The organism is Sphingobacterium sp. UBA6320 (assembly GCF_002440335.1).
Taxonomy (GTDB): domain Bacteria; phylum Bacteroidota; class Bacteroidia; order Sphingobacteriales; family Sphingobacteriaceae; genus Sphingobacterium.
The window spans coordinates 157281-170706 of sequence record NZ_DJTA01000019.1; the positions used below are offsets into that span (position 1 = coordinate 157281).

11 protein-coding genes are annotated in these 13426 nt (G+C 37.6%); 9 read left to right on the forward strand and 2 right to left on the reverse strand.

The window, feature by feature from the left end:
- The first annotated feature begins 9 nt into the window (after nucleotides 1-9).
- Nucleotides 10-921, forward strand: a complete 912-nt coding sequence (locus B3P23_RS12000) for a DMT family transporter (RefSeq protein WP_260946979.1) — start codon at nucleotides 10-12, stop codon at nucleotides 919-921.
- A gap of 230 nt (nucleotides 922-1151) precedes the next feature.
- Here the strand turns inward: B3P23_RS12000 and B3P23_RS12005 are convergent, their stop codons facing one another.
- Together B3P23_RS12005 and gltB are read right to left on the reverse strand one after the other, a co-directional pair.
- Complete coding sequence (locus B3P23_RS12005; protein ID WP_293926239.1) at nucleotides 1152-2609, reverse strand: glutamate synthase subunit beta; 1458 nt, start codon at nucleotides 2607-2609, stop codon at nucleotides 1152-1154.
- A gap of 15 nt (nucleotides 2610-2624) precedes the next feature.
- On the reverse strand, nucleotides 2625-7139 hold the full coding sequence (gltB, locus tag B3P23_RS12010; protein WP_293926242.1) for a glutamate synthase large subunit: 4515 nt from the start codon (nucleotides 7137-7139) through the stop codon (nucleotides 2625-2627).
- A 323-nt stretch (nucleotides 7140-7462) separates the two neighbouring features.
- Here gltB and B3P23_RS12015 point away from each other — a divergent pair, with 323 nt between their 5' ends.
- The 8 genes from B3P23_RS12015 (at nucleotide 7463) to B3P23_RS12050 (ending at nucleotide 13411) form a co-directional block, all read left to right on the forward strand.
- Nucleotides 7463-8560 carry a mandelate racemase/muconate lactonizing enzyme family protein gene (locus B3P23_RS12015; RefSeq protein WP_260946975.1) on the forward strand — a complete coding sequence of 366 codons (1098 nt, stop codon included), beginning with the start codon at nucleotides 7463-7465 and terminating at the stop codon, nucleotides 8558-8560.
- 131 nt (nucleotides 8561-8691) lie between these two features.
- Nucleotides 8692-9672: a deoxyhypusine synthase family protein gene (locus B3P23_RS12020; RefSeq protein ID WP_021188785.1), complete on the forward strand. Its 981-nt coding sequence runs from the start codon at nucleotides 8692-8694 to the stop codon at nucleotides 9670-9672.
- Between the two features lie 6 nt (nucleotides 9673-9678).
- Nucleotides 9679-10236: a hypothetical protein gene (locus B3P23_RS12025; protein WP_045752511.1), complete on the forward strand. Its 558-nt coding sequence runs from the start codon at nucleotides 9679-9681 to the stop codon at nucleotides 10234-10236.
- A gap of 65 nt (nucleotides 10237-10301) precedes the next feature.
- Nucleotides 10302-10874, forward strand: coding sequence for an RdgB/HAM1 family non-canonical purine NTP pyrophosphatase (gene rdgB / locus B3P23_RS12030; protein WP_248754805.1), 573 nt, complete (start codon nucleotides 10302-10304; stop codon nucleotides 10872-10874).
- The gene (locus tag B3P23_RS12035; RefSeq protein ID WP_293926249.1) at nucleotides 10874-11527 is read left to right on the forward strand and encodes a hypothetical protein; all 654 of its coding nucleotides are present in this window, start codon (nucleotides 10874-10876) and stop codon (nucleotides 11525-11527) included. The genes rdgB and B3P23_RS12035 overlap by 1 nt, the downstream gene beginning before the upstream one ends.
- Before the next feature lie 28 nt (nucleotides 11528-11555).
- A complete protein-coding gene (locus B3P23_RS12040; RefSeq protein ID WP_293926252.1) occupies nucleotides 11556-11840 on the forward strand; it encodes a glycosyl transferase family 90 in 285 nt (94 codons plus the stop codon).
- A gap of 93 nt (nucleotides 11841-11933) precedes the next feature.
- Entirely contained in the window at nucleotides 11934-12752 is an 819-nt protein-coding gene (locus tag B3P23_RS12045; RefSeq protein WP_293926255.1) for a helix-turn-helix domain-containing protein, read from the forward strand.
- A gap of 80 nt (nucleotides 12753-12832) precedes the next feature.
- A complete protein-coding gene (locus tag B3P23_RS12050; protein ID WP_045752515.1) occupies nucleotides 12833-13411 on the forward strand; it encodes a DUF417 family protein in 579 nt (192 codons plus the stop codon).
- Nucleotides 13412-13426: the final 15 nt, after the last annotated feature.

A 13426-nucleotide genomic window follows, 5' to 3' on the forward strand; every position in this document is an offset into this window, starting at 1 on the left:
AGTCCCTATATGTCTAAAATAAAAATTAATCAGAATGTTCTCATTCTGCATTTAACGATCCTAATATGGGGTTTTACTGGTATTCTAGGAAATTTGATCTCTATTTCTGCGATACATCTTGTGTGGTATCGCGTTCTCATCGCTGCTATTTCTTTGTTTATCTATCTTATCGTTAGTAAGCAACAGATTCTTGTATCGCGAAAAGATTTTATTTCTTTCATGATGGTGGGAGGTATAGTGGGATTACACTGGGTTCTGTTTTTTTATGCTATTAAGGTGTCTACAGTGTCGGTTGCTTTGGTTACTTTATCTTCTTTGACATTGTACACTTCTATTTTGGAACCTCTGATCAATAGAAAAAAGATTGCCATGATGGATATGCTGGTGGGAGTGGTGATTATCATGGGTATATATATGATATTTCAATTTGAATCTAATTATATTGAGGGTATTGTTGCGGGTCTGGCTTGTGCATTTTGTGCAAGTATTTTTTCTATTGCAAATGCAAGAATGGTTAAAAAATCAAGTGCTACATTAATCACTTTTTATGAAATGTTGGGGGCTTTCTTTTGGGTTTCGATTTTTATGGCTTTTAGTGGGGATTTCAATGAGCATATGGTATTGAATCAATCTGATCTGATTTATTTATTGATTTTAGGTGTGCTCTGTACTGCTGTTGCTTACGTACTTGGTGTCGCTGTGATGAAAGAATTGAGTGCGTTTACAGTAGCATTGACGACTAATCTGGAGCCTGTATATGGTATTTTATTGGCGATGCTGATTTTTGGTCAAAAAGAGACGATGAGTTTAGGTTTTTATGGAGGTGCTGCTATTGTTTTAGGTGCAGTCTTCTTTTATCCATATTTAAAAACTAAGATTGAAAAACGTAAGCAGGATCTGGTGATCAGAAAGATTTATTAATAGGAATTTCTTGTCATCATGCGATAGTGATTTTTGTGTCCAGCTATACTTGATGGATAGTTATACTAACGTGATCATCTGTGCTTATCAATCTTGTTTTTTGATCATTTTTTTTTGAGAGACTCTGCTTAAATAATCGCATTTAGGGACGTGATGTGTAGAAATATGATGAAAGAATAAACCCCGTAAATAAATTTACAGGGCTCATTCTTTTCTATTTAGGATTGGTATTAAGCGTAAGTATGAATAGCTTCCTTGCTTTCAAGTTCTGACTGGCCCATTAGGAACTCGTCTACTTTTCTGGCGCATTCTCGACCTTCTGATATTGCCCACACAACTAAGGACTGTCCTTTTCTGCAATCTCCAGCAGTGAAGATATGATTGACGGAAGTTTGATAATCTTTTTCAGTCGCTACTATATTGCCTCTGGCATCGACTTTGACGCCTAATTGTTGTGGCAACTGCTGTTCTGTATGTTGATAACCGACTGCAAGTAATACGAGGTCTGCGGGAATCTCTTTTGGTTCTGATTGGCCCAATTGTGTTCTTTTTCCATAATCATCGACTTGATACTCGACTTCTATGATTTGAACAGCTTTGACATTCCCGTGCTCATCACTGAGGAATGCTTTGGTTTCGGTTGCCCAAAGGCGCTCACATCCTTCTTCTTGAGAAGATGACGTGCTAAATGTAACTTGATCCAGTGGCCACGGATTATTTTTTAATCTTTGTTTGGCTGGAATTGGTTTGCGTGCGATTTGTGTGATGCTTTGTGCTAGCTGGCGATTGGAAGTTCCGATACAATCGGATCCTGTATCGCCATCTCCTATAATAACAACATGTTTGCCTTGTGCTATGATAGGTTCATCTGTATAATCTATGCCACTTACTTTTTTGTTCTGTTGTTTTAAAAAGTCCATAGCGTAATGAACACCTTTTAGGTCTTTCCCAGGAATGTCGAGATACCATGGTACTGTTGATCCTGTTGCAAGTATAACTGCGTCAAAAGCTAATAGCTCATGGGTTGAAATATTTTTTCCGACTTCTGCATTTACGTTGAATTTGATGCCAGATTCTTGCATAATGGCAATACGACGATCAATTATTTTTTTATCTAATTTAAAATCTGGTATGCCATAACGGAGTAAGCCTCCAAGTTGATCATCACGTTCAAAAACGACAACTTCATGTCCAGCTTTATTGAGTTGTGCGGCTGCAGCTAAACCCGCAGGTCCTGATCCAACAATAGCAATTCGTTTATCTGTTTTGATATAACTTTTGTTAGGTTTTACGTAACCTTTATTGAAAGCAATTTCAATAATATGTTTTTCAATTTCTTCTATGGTAATAGGAGAACTGTGTATGCCTAGTACGCATGCTGATTCACATGGTGCCGGACAAATTCTTCCTGTAAATTCTGGAAAGTTGTTGGTTGAGGTCAATATGTTGTATGCATCTTCCCATTTTCCATCGTAAACGGCATCATTAAATTCAGGTATTACATTGCCCAGAGGACATCCTGAGTGACAAAATGGAATACCGCAGTCCATACAACGTGCTGCCTGTGTATTGAGTTGACTATCTGTGTAACCTTTATTGAATTCCTGAAAATTCTGTATTCTGTAAGCTACCGGTTCTTTTTGCGGAAGCTCACGATCGTATTCTTTAAATCCTGTTATTTTTCCCATGATTTTTCCTCCTGATTATGCCTCAACTAATTTTGTACGTAATACCTGTTTGTATTCTTTAGGGAATACTTTGATAAAGCTGTTTTTCTCAGCAGTCCAGTTTTCGAGGATATGTTGTGCAATTTTGCTGTTTGTGAGTAAAATATGTCTTTTTAGCAATGCAATAATTGCTGTTTCATCTTCTTGTTCCAATGGATCAAGATCCACCATTTCGGTATTGCAATTGTCTCTAAATGTTCCTTGTTTATCGTAAATCCAGGCAATACCACCGCTCATACCTGCTCCGAAATTTCTTCCTGTAGGTCCTAAGATAAGCGCACGACCCCCAGTCATGTATTCACATCCGTGGTCACCAAGGCCTTCTACTACTGCTGTTGCGCCTGAGTTACGAACTGCAAAACGTTCGCCAGCTTGTCCATTGATAAAGAGATGCCCCGATGTGGCACCAAATAGGGCAACATTACCGATGATGATATTTTCATGTGGAACCAATTTACTTTCTGCTTTTGGATAGATCGCTAATTGTGCGCCAGATAAACCTTTACCAACATAATCATTTGCTTCACCTTCTAATTCAAATGATAGTCCTTTTGTTGAGAATGCACCAAAGCTTTGTCCTGCTGAGCCTTCAAATTTGTAATTGATGGTATTGTCAGGTAAGCCCTCGGATCCATAGAGTTTAGAGATTTCATTGGATAGTAAGGTTCCGATAGTACGATCTGTATTTTTGACAATAAAGGTTCCAAATACAGGAGTTTTGTTTTCTAGAGCCTGTTTTGCTTGCTTTAATAATCCCCAGTCTAAGATCATACCCATGCCGTGATCTTGCTCTTCGGTATTGTAAAGTGACTGATCAGGGTCGTTGGGCTCCACATATAATATACCTGAGAAATCAATTTTAGAAGCTTTCCAATGATCTATGTTCTCACGTTTTTTAAGGAACTGTGCTTTTCCTACCATTTCATTGATGGTACGGAAGCCTAATTCTGCCATGGTCTCTCTGATTTCTTCGGCCATGAAGCGGAATAGGTTAACAATATCTTCAGGTTTGCCTGTGAATAGCTTTCTTAATTCTGGATCTTGCGTAGCTACACCTACCGGACATGTATTTAAGTGACACTTCCGCATCATAATACATCCGCCAGCAATAAGTGCAGCTGTTGATACGCCCCATTCTTCAGCTCCTAATAAGGTTGCTACGACTATGTCACGTCCAGTTTTTACCTGACCATCTGCTTGTAGTACAATACGGCTTCTAAGTTTGTTTTTCACTAAAGTTTGGTGTGCTTCTGCTAATCCCAATTCCCAAGGTAGACCAGCATGCTTTGTAGAACTGATTGGTGAAGCTCCTGTTCCTCCGTCAAATCCTGCAATAAGAATAACGTCTGCATGTGCTTTTGCAACACCGGCAGCAATGGTTCCTACACCGGCTTTTGAGACTAGTTTTACATTGATACGTGCAGCGCGGTTTGCATTTTTTAGATCAAAGATCAATTGTGCCAAATCTTCAATGGAATAGATGTCATGATGTGGAGGGGGCGAAATTAGGCCTACACCTGGTGTTGAATGTCTTGTTTTGGCAATCCACTCATTAACCTTAGATCCTGGAAGCTGACCGCCTTCTCCAGGTTTGGCACCTTGAGCCATTTTGATTTGTATTTCGTCTGCCTGTGTTAGATAGTTGGATGTTACACCAAAACGTGCTGATGCAACTTGCTTAATTGCGGAACGCATGGAATCACCATTTGGAAGGGGTAGATAACGAAGTTCATCTTCACCTCCTTCGCCTGTATTTGATTTTGCACCGATGCGGTTCATTGCAATTGCTAATGTGCTGTGTGCTTCATGTGAAATGGAACCAAATGACATCGCACCTGTGGCAAAGCGTTTTAAAATATCACTAGCTGGTTCTACTTCTTCTAAAGGGATTGCGGTTCTGTGTCTTGCAAAATCTAATAAACCACGTAGGGTGAACATCTGTTCTTTTTGGTTGTTTATTTTTTCTGCATATCTTTTATAAGTTGCATAATCGTCATTTCGACAAGCTTGTTGTAGAAGATGTACGGTATCTGGGTTCCAAAGGTGTCCTTCTCCTCTTCGTTTCCATTGGTATAGACCACCTTCTGGAAGTAAAGTTTGTGGAGTACGGCTTTCTTTGAAATTCACCCAGTGCTTTGTCAGTACTTCTTGTGCTATATCGTCAAGATTTAAGCCGCCGATACGGGATACAGCACCGCAAAAATATTTGTCTACGACAGTTTTGTCTAAACCCAATACTTCAAAGATCTGTGCACCATGGTAGGACTGTAGTGTCGATATTCCCATTTTTGAAAATATCTTTAATAATCCTGCATTTACTGCTTTTACATAGTTTTTAGAAAGTTCGGGCCAAGTTAATTCGGTTTCGATTTTACTTTGTTCTTTCATCGTCCGGATACTTGCTAAGGCCATATATGGATTAATGGCTGTTGCTCCGAATGCAAGTAAACAGGCAAAATGATGAACTTCCCAAGCATCTCCAGCTTCTACAACAAGACCAACTGCGCCTCGGTTTCCTGTTTTGATTAAATGGTGATGTACTGCGGATACAGCTAGTATGGATGGAATAGGTGCATGTTGTGAGTCAATAGCGCGATCTGAAAGTATTAATACCTCGAATCCATCACGGACAGCATCATCTGCATAGCGACAAAGACGTTCTAATCCGGCTTCAAGGGATCCACTTTGTCCATCTGCTCTGAAATATGATTGTAGGGTTTTTGCCTGAAATACACCTGTGTCTATTGATCTTAGTTTTTCTAATTCTTTTGATGTTAAGATGGGATGTTCTAGGGTTACGCAGTGACAGAATTTTTTGTCTTCAATAAGTATGTTGCCTGCATTTCCAATGAATGTTGCCAGACTCATGACTAGGCGCTCTCTTATTGGATCAATAGGAGGGTTGGTTACTTGCGCAAAAAACTGCTTAAAGTAACTGGATAGATGTTGTGGCTGATCGGACAGTATAGCTAATGGTACATCAGAGCCCATCGAGCCTGTTGGCTCATAGCCGGTCAGCGCCATTGGCGTTAAGATTGTTTCTAAGTCTTCTCTCGAATATCCGAAAGTTTGTTGATACTTGAAGACTGATTCTTTGGATAGATATGTGTATGTAACACGTGGCTCAGCTAATTCTGTTAATTTTATTTTATAACTGTCTAACCAATCGCCATAGGGTTGTTGACGTACTAGGTCGCCTTTTACTTCTTCGTCGGATAAAATTTTACCCTGTTCCATATCGACTAAGAAAATTTTACCAGCTTGCTGTCTTCCTTTTTTGATAATTGTTGATTCATCGATTGGAAGTGCTCCTGCCTCTGAAGCAACGATAACACGATGATCTGAAGTAATTGCATATCGTAATGGACGTAACCCGTTACGGTCTAAGGTGGCTCCTATAGATTTTCCATCGGTAAAACAAAGTGCTGCTGGACCATCCCAAGGTTCCATTAATGTGGCGTGGTATTCGTAAAATGCTCGCTTTAATGGGTCCATTTGTGTGTTGCCATCCCAAGCCTCGGGTACTAGCATGAGCATGACATGGGAAAGGCTACGGCCACTGTGTAATAAAAGTTCTGCTACATTGTCTAAACATGCTGAGTCAGATTGACCACGATCGACAACAGGTAGGAGTATCTCCATCTCTTCTTCTGTAAAATAAGGAGAGGAAAGGGCACGCATGCCTGCGTAAAACCAGTTGAGATTTCCTGTTAATGTGTTGATCTCACCATTATGCGCTAACATACGGAAGGGCTGTGCTAATGACCAGGAAGGGAAGGTATTGGTTGAAAATCGTGAGTGTACTAATCCAAATGCAGAAACAACTCTTGGATCGCGTAGGTCTTTGAAATATGTGCCAACTTGGTAGGTGGTGAGCTGACCTTTATAAATAATTGTTTTGCAAGATAGGGAAGCGAAGTAAAGCGGTAGTGGGTATTCTTGATACTGTTTGATTTTTTGGATAATCAAACGTCTTAGGACAAATAATTTGCGTTCAAATTCTTCCGTGTTATGTACTGTCTCGGGTCTGTCGATAAAGAATTGAACTATTTCTGGTTCAGCGCTTAATGCTGTCGGGCCTATACCTGCTCTACTTACTGGCACATCCCGAAATCCAAGGAATTTCATATCCCTTTCGGTTGCTGCTTCTTGTATAACTGTTCTGCAAATTTTGTTCATTTCAGGTTCTTTGGGAAGGAAAACCATTCCTACTCCATAATATCCTGGTTCTTTAAGTTGTATACCGAGGTTGATACATTCTTCCCAAAGAAACTCATGTGGTAATTGAATCATGATACCTGCGCCATCTCCACTCTCTGGATCACAGCCACAAGCACCACGATGCTCCATATTTTCTAACATGGTCAAGGCATCTCTTACCTGTGCATGTGATTTTATTCCTTTTATGTGTGCGACAAAACCAACCCCACATGCATCGTGCTCAAAACTCGGGTCGTATAGCCCTAGCTGATTTGTGTTACTTTCAATCATCTTCCTTATTCAATTATTACTTTGCTAATATATGAACAAAATCATTAAAATTTTATAGAATTTATAAATTATTTTAAAATAGATTATGTTATTTATAAATTTAACTGTTTTTGTTGCTGATATTGCATTTTTATGTGATTTGTATTCAAGTTTTTGATACGCTGTAGTTCGTTTTTTGGGTCACCTGTCAGGGTTACTCTTTGTATTTGTATGTGGAGTTAGCCTTAATCTAGTTTTTAGTGTCTCTATTTTTTGATATACTTTATCTATCTTAGCTTTATTATGATCACCTTGTGAGGTGATCATATAAGATATTTTTAGCCATGAAGATCACTGAAATAGAAATTTATAGATTAAGTATTCCTATGGAACCTTTTGTCATTGCAACGGGTACAATGGATTTTGCCCAGAATACTTTTATTCGTGTTCATACTGATACTGGGATATTTGGTGTTGGAGAATGTTCTGCTTTTCCAATGATTGTTGGCGAAACACAAGATACTTGTTTAGTCATAGCTCGTGATTTTGCTAAAATCTGGAAGGGGAAAGATCCTTTGGAGCTTGAAGCTCGTCTTGCTGAGTTAAATTTGTATATCGCCAATAATACAACCATTAAATCGGCTTTTGACATGGCATTGTATGATATTGCTTCTAAAAATGCTGGCGTTCCTCTTTATCAATTTCTGAAAGGAAGTCCAAGGGAAATCGTTACTGATATTACGTTAGGTATTGCGAGTCCAGAAGAAATGGCAGCTAAGGCAAAAGAACTTTACAATGCTGGGGCTGCTATGTTAAAAATAAAATTAGGAAAGGATCCTAAAACGGATGTCGCACGTATTCGAGAAATACGTAAAGCTGTTGGTTTTGATATTCCTATTCGGATTGATGCCAATCAGGGATGGTCTTACCAGGGAGCGTTGGAGGCTCTGCAAGGGCTTGAACCATTTAAGATTCAGTTTTGTGAACAGCCCATGCGCACTTATCTGGATCATTTGCTACCTGCACTTCGTACTGAAACTACTGTTTTAATTATGGCTGATGAATCGGTGTATTCACATGATGATGCTGAGCGCCTTTGCCGTGCTGACGCTTGTGATTATATCAACATCAAATTTTCAAAATCTGGTGGTATTCATGAGGCATTAAAAATTGCTGCGGTGGCTGCTGAGTTTAATATTCCCTGTATGATAGGGGGGATGCTTGAAAGTCGATTGGCTTTAGCCGCAAAAGTTCATTTTGCTTATGCAGCGCCGAATGTGAAGTTTTATGATTTGGACACTTGTATGGTCGGACATTTGGAAGATCCTGTTAGTGGTGGGATTCAATACAACGGTTATCATATCCATATTTCTGATCATATAGGGATTGGTGCGGATATTAAACAAGAATTTTTAGATCGTTGTGAACGTTGGGTGATTTGATGATCTTAAATTTTTAACATTTGTTAAAAAATGATGGAAGAGTTTGCTGTTTGCCAGTCCTCTGGGCTTAAAATAAATAATATTCAGTACCTTTGTAGCACTTATTATTGTATTAAAAGTAGCGAAATATTATGAGTACACAAAAAGGTCCTATTTCTCAGTTTATTGAGGAAAATTACCTTCACTTCAATGCTGCGGCATTGGTGGATGCAGCTAAAGGTTATGAGGCTCATCTATTGGAAGGTGGTAAAATGTTAATTTCTTTGGGTGGTGCAATGAGTACTGCTGAATTGGGAATTTCTTTGGCTGAAATGATCCGTCAAGATAAAGTACATATCATTTCATGTACGGGTGCTAACCTGGAAGAGGATGTGATGAATTTAGTGGCACACTCACATTATAAACGTGTACCTAACTATCGTGACTTGACTCCAGAGCAAGAAAGAGAATTATTAGATCAACATTATAATCGTGTTACAGATACTTGTATTCCTGAAGAAGAAGCTTTCCGCCGTCTGCAAAAACACTTGGAAGATGTATGGCATGCTGCTGAGGCAAAGGGCGAGCGTTATTTGCCACATGAATTTTTATATCAAGTTGTAAACTCTGGTGTATTGGAGCAATATTATGAGATTGATCCTAAAAACTCTTGGATTGTTGCAGCAGCAGAGAAGAATTTACCTATTGTTTGCCCAGGATGGGAGGATTCAACAACTGGTAATATCTTTACTTCTAATGTAATCAAAGGTAAATTGAATGTTCATACTGTGAAATCAGGTATTGAATATATGATTTACTTGACAGAGTGGTACCGTGCTAACTCTTCTGGTAAGGGTGTTGGTTTCTTCCAAATAGGTGGTGGTATCTCTGGTGACTTCCCAATTTGTGTTGTTCCGATGATGTATCAAGATTTAGAGTGGGAAGATGTTCCTTTTTGGTCTTACTTCTGTCAAATCTCTGATTCAACAACTTCTTATGGTTCTTACTCGGGCGCTGTTCCGAATGAAAAGATCACTTGGGGTAAATTAGATATTGATACTCCAAAATTTGTGGTTGAATCCGATGCGACTATTGTTGCTCCCCTGATTTTTTCTTACATTTTGGGTAAATAATAAAATATGTCGAATTTATTGACTTCAGATCCGATTGCTTTACAGGCATTTATGTCCGAGACTATTTTCGCGACAGCTGATGCTATCGGTAATCTTTCGGTAGAAACGGAGTCTGTATCTTCTTCTTTAATTCCTTCGCAGGTTCCTGCTCATCAGGAAGCTGTGGAGGAATTTATCTATCAAGGTTCTAAAACGAAAGGAATCTTGTTTATTTTAAGATATCCAAGTTTTCCTTATTTTTCACCTGAGGCTGAGGATGCTTTTATCAAAACAATTGGAGCCTTAAAATTGACATCTGATGATGTTGCTGTTGTGAATTTGGCTAATACTCATAATCCAAATGACTTTAAAAGAATCATGACTTTTTTCGCGCCTAAAAAGATTATTCTATTGGGTGTTGATCCTAAATCTTTGAAATTGCCTGAAATCGCACATAATTCTTATATGCATGGGCGCATAGCTACTGTATTTAATACTTATAGTTTTGAAGAGATGTTTGCTGATATGGTTAAGAAAAAGTCTTTTTGGGTGGAGTTTAAATCTTTAATTCAGCATCAAGGATAGTCTTTCTCGTCTATCATTAGCTATTTTCCTTTTATATTTCTACATTTAAATAAAATCCTATTCAAATGATTGAACTTATTTTTGCTACTAATAATGCCCACAAATTGGAAGAGGTGCAAGCTATGGTGGGAGAGCAATTTTTACTTAAGTCTTTGGCTGATATCAATTGTCATGACGATATTCCAGAGACTGGAGTTACTTTTTATGAAAATGCGAAACAAAAAACGGACTATCTGGTCAATAAATATAAACTAAATTGCTTTGGAGATGATTCTGGTTTAGAGATTGATGCTTTAGATGGTGAACCTGGAGTGTATTCTGCACGTTATTCGGGTACACGGGATATGGAGCAAAACATCAATTTGGTGCTGGAAAAATTACAAGACGCGGATGACCGTAATGCTCGTTTTAAAACAGTGATTTCTTTATATTTAAATGGAGAGCAATACTTTTTTGAGGGTAGCGTTGAAGGTCATATTATCGATAAACGCAAAGGTATTGATGGATTTGGTTACGATCCTATTTTTGTACCTCATGGTTATGCTCATACATTTGCTGAAATGACAGCGGATGAGAAAAATAAAATTAGTCATCGTGCTATTGCTATTGAAAAAATGGTTGAATTTTTGAGCAAATAATGATGAATACCAAGCGTGTATTTTTTAAAAATAAGAACTTTAAATTCGGGTATTATTTAAGAGCATTTTTTCGTGAATTTTCTTTTCTACCCTGGTACCGGTATAAAAGAAAAGTGCTCAACCGTGATTTGATATTATCTGATCAAAATTTTTGTGCTCGTCTAAATTATTATAATCAATTGGATCATGAACAAATAATAGGATCTGCTGGGTGTAGACTGAAAGATCTGAAACGCCCAGATCGTGGTTCTGTTTATTACTTTGATTTGAAGCAATATCTAAGGTATTTTAAAGGTGAGCTGATGATTGATATGATTCCAGGAGATGTTGTTCATGTGCCTGAAACTCCTGCAATTGTTAAGAGTAGACCTATTAGAAGTGGTAATAACAATGCTGTTCTTCTGAATTTGGATAAAGTGAGGCATTTTAATTTTATCAACGATGAAATTGCATTTCGGGATAAAAAGAATATGTTACTCGGACGTGCTACAGTTTATCAGGAGCATAGAAAAGCTTTTTTTAATCTTTATTTTGATCACCCTATGTGTGATCTTGGAGATGTCGCCAAAAGGAATAGGGATATGCGCTGGTTTAAGCCAACGATGTCGATATCTGAGCATTTGCATTATAAATTTATTGGCATTGGAGGGTAATGATGTTGCGACAAATTTAAAATGGATCATGTCTTCTAATTCAATCGCAGTGATGCCGACGCCAAAATTTGAAACTTGGTTTATGGAAGGTTTATTACTACCTGATGTACATTACATACATATTAGGGATGACTATAGCGATTTGGAGGAAAAACTAAATTATTATATTTCGCATCCTGAAAAAGCGGAGGAAATTATTGTGTCTGCACAGAAATTTGTTCAACAGTTTAAAAATAAACACAGGGAAGATCTAATTTCTATCATGGTCCTTGATAAGTTTTTTGAGCAGACTGGTCAACGATCTTTACTTTAATTACTATTCTAGTTTTCGATGCTGCTCAAAGCGATAGTATTATTAGGGAATTAGTTTTAGCGATATTTAATAGGTGATCAAAACCATTGCTCCATGTTAATTGATATTCAATATCTTAATTCTAGTGCTTTTGAGGACGATTTTCAATCTCCTTTTTACCAAATTATTATGCTTAAAGAGCAGCGTAATTTTGCTGTTGATTTTACAAATTATATTTGTCCGCATTATTCTTTAGTTTTTTTGTCGCCTTATCAACATTTTGACTTGTACGATCTAGATTCAAGATTGATCAAGAAGCTAGAGTTTCATGGTGATTTTTATTGTATAGAATATCACAAGAAAGAGGTTGCCTGTAACGGTCTATTATTTAATAATATTTATTTGTCCCCTTTTGTGACAGTTACGCCTGCTTTATTTGAGGAAATAGAATCAATTTTTTGTAAAATATGCATCGAAAAGGCCGATGATAGTCCTTTTTCTGAATCTGTACTCAAGTCATACTTACAATTGATATTGGCTTTGTGCAGTAAAGTGAAGTCTCCACAATTGATTAATACGCATGTTTATCAGGATGAATTAACGGTTGGGTTAAAATTTCAAAAATTGCTGGAAGCATTTTTTTTGATAGAGCGATCCGTACAATTTTATGCTCATGAACTTGCTTTGGGATTGGATTCATTTAGTAAAAAAATTAAGAGAGAGTTGGGAAAATCTCCTTCGCAATTTATTCAAGACCGTGTGGTGTTAGAAGCAAAAAAACTGCTGCACTTAACCTATTTATCGATTAAAGAGATTGCTGCAAAACTTGGGTTTGAAGATGAGTTTTATTTTAGTCGATATTTCAAGAAGAATGTCGGGATTTCTCCTTCTTCATTTCGAGAGCGTGTGGGTATCTCCATTGTGGCTAAATAATCTATTAAATTTACGGATTTGTCCATGCTATAGCTGCTTTATTAATTGGAAATTTGTACATATATCAAATATAGACAACTATGTACCGACTTATTTCTTTTTTAGCAGGATTACAAAATCAGTTTATTAATTTTTTGCGTTTTACCGTCTTTCTTGTGATGGTGTGGATAGGAGGTTTAAAGGCATTTCAGTACGAAGCTGATGGTATTGTTCCTTTTGTAGCCAATAGTCCCGTTATGTCTTTTTTTTACAGCAAGAAGGCGCCAGAATATCAACAGTATAAAAATCCGGAAGGCAAAACAATTCAAACAAATGTAGATTGGCACCATGTAAATGGCACTTATTTATTTTCCTATGGTTTAGGAGCTGTTATTGTAGGTATTGGACTTTGTGTTTTATTGGGTATATGGTTCCCGAAAATAGGATTGCTTAGTGGTATTTTGACATTTGGGATGTCCTTGGTGACGTTATCATTTTTGATAACAACCCCAGAAACATTTGTGTCAAATCTAGGTGGTGATTTTCCGACACCTTATTTCGGGTTTCCTTATTTATCAGCATCTGGACGATTGGTTATTAAGGATATTATTATGTTAGGTTCTGGACTTATCTTTGTAGCAGATAGTGCAAGAAGAATCATGCTATCTGTAAATCGTTGATATTCTGTTTAAATT

Bases quoted from the DNA above. Each gene is read 5' to 3' on its own strand.
- B3P23_RS12000 (WP_260946979.1), top strand. From the start codon at position 10: ATGTCTAAAATAAAAATTAATCAGAATGTTCTCATTCTGCATTTAACG.
- B3P23_RS12005 (WP_293926239.1), bottom strand. From the start codon at position 2,609: ATGGGAAAAATAACAGGATTTAAAGAATACGATCGTGAGCTTCCGCAA.
- gltB (WP_293926242.1), bottom strand. From the start codon at position 7,139: ATGATTGAAAGTAACACAAATCAGCTAGGGCTATACGACCCGAGTTTT.
- B3P23_RS12015 (WP_260946975.1), top strand. From the start codon at position 7,463: ATGAAGATCACTGAAATAGAAATTTATAGATTAAGTATTCCTATGGAA.
- B3P23_RS12020 (WP_021188785.1), top strand. From the start codon at position 8,692: ATGAGTACACAAAAAGGTCCTATTTCTCAGTTTATTGAGGAAAATTAC.
- B3P23_RS12025 (WP_045752511.1), top strand. From the start codon at position 9,679: ATGTCGAATTTATTGACTTCAGATCCGATTGCTTTACAGGCATTTATG.
- rdgB (WP_248754805.1), top strand. From the start codon at position 10,302: ATGATTGAACTTATTTTTGCTACTAATAATGCCCACAAATTGGAAGAG.
- B3P23_RS12035 (WP_293926249.1), top strand. From the start codon at position 10,874: ATGATGAATACCAAGCGTGTATTTTTTAAAAATAAGAACTTTAAATTC.
- B3P23_RS12040 (WP_293926252.1), top strand. From the start codon at position 11,556: ATGTCTTCTAATTCAATCGCAGTGATGCCGACGCCAAAATTTGAAACT.
- B3P23_RS12045 (WP_293926255.1), top strand. From the start codon at position 11,934: ATGTTAATTGATATTCAATATCTTAATTCTAGTGCTTTTGAGGACGAT.
- B3P23_RS12050 (WP_045752515.1), top strand. From the start codon at position 12,833: ATGTACCGACTTATTTCTTTTTTAGCAGGATTACAAAATCAGTTTATT.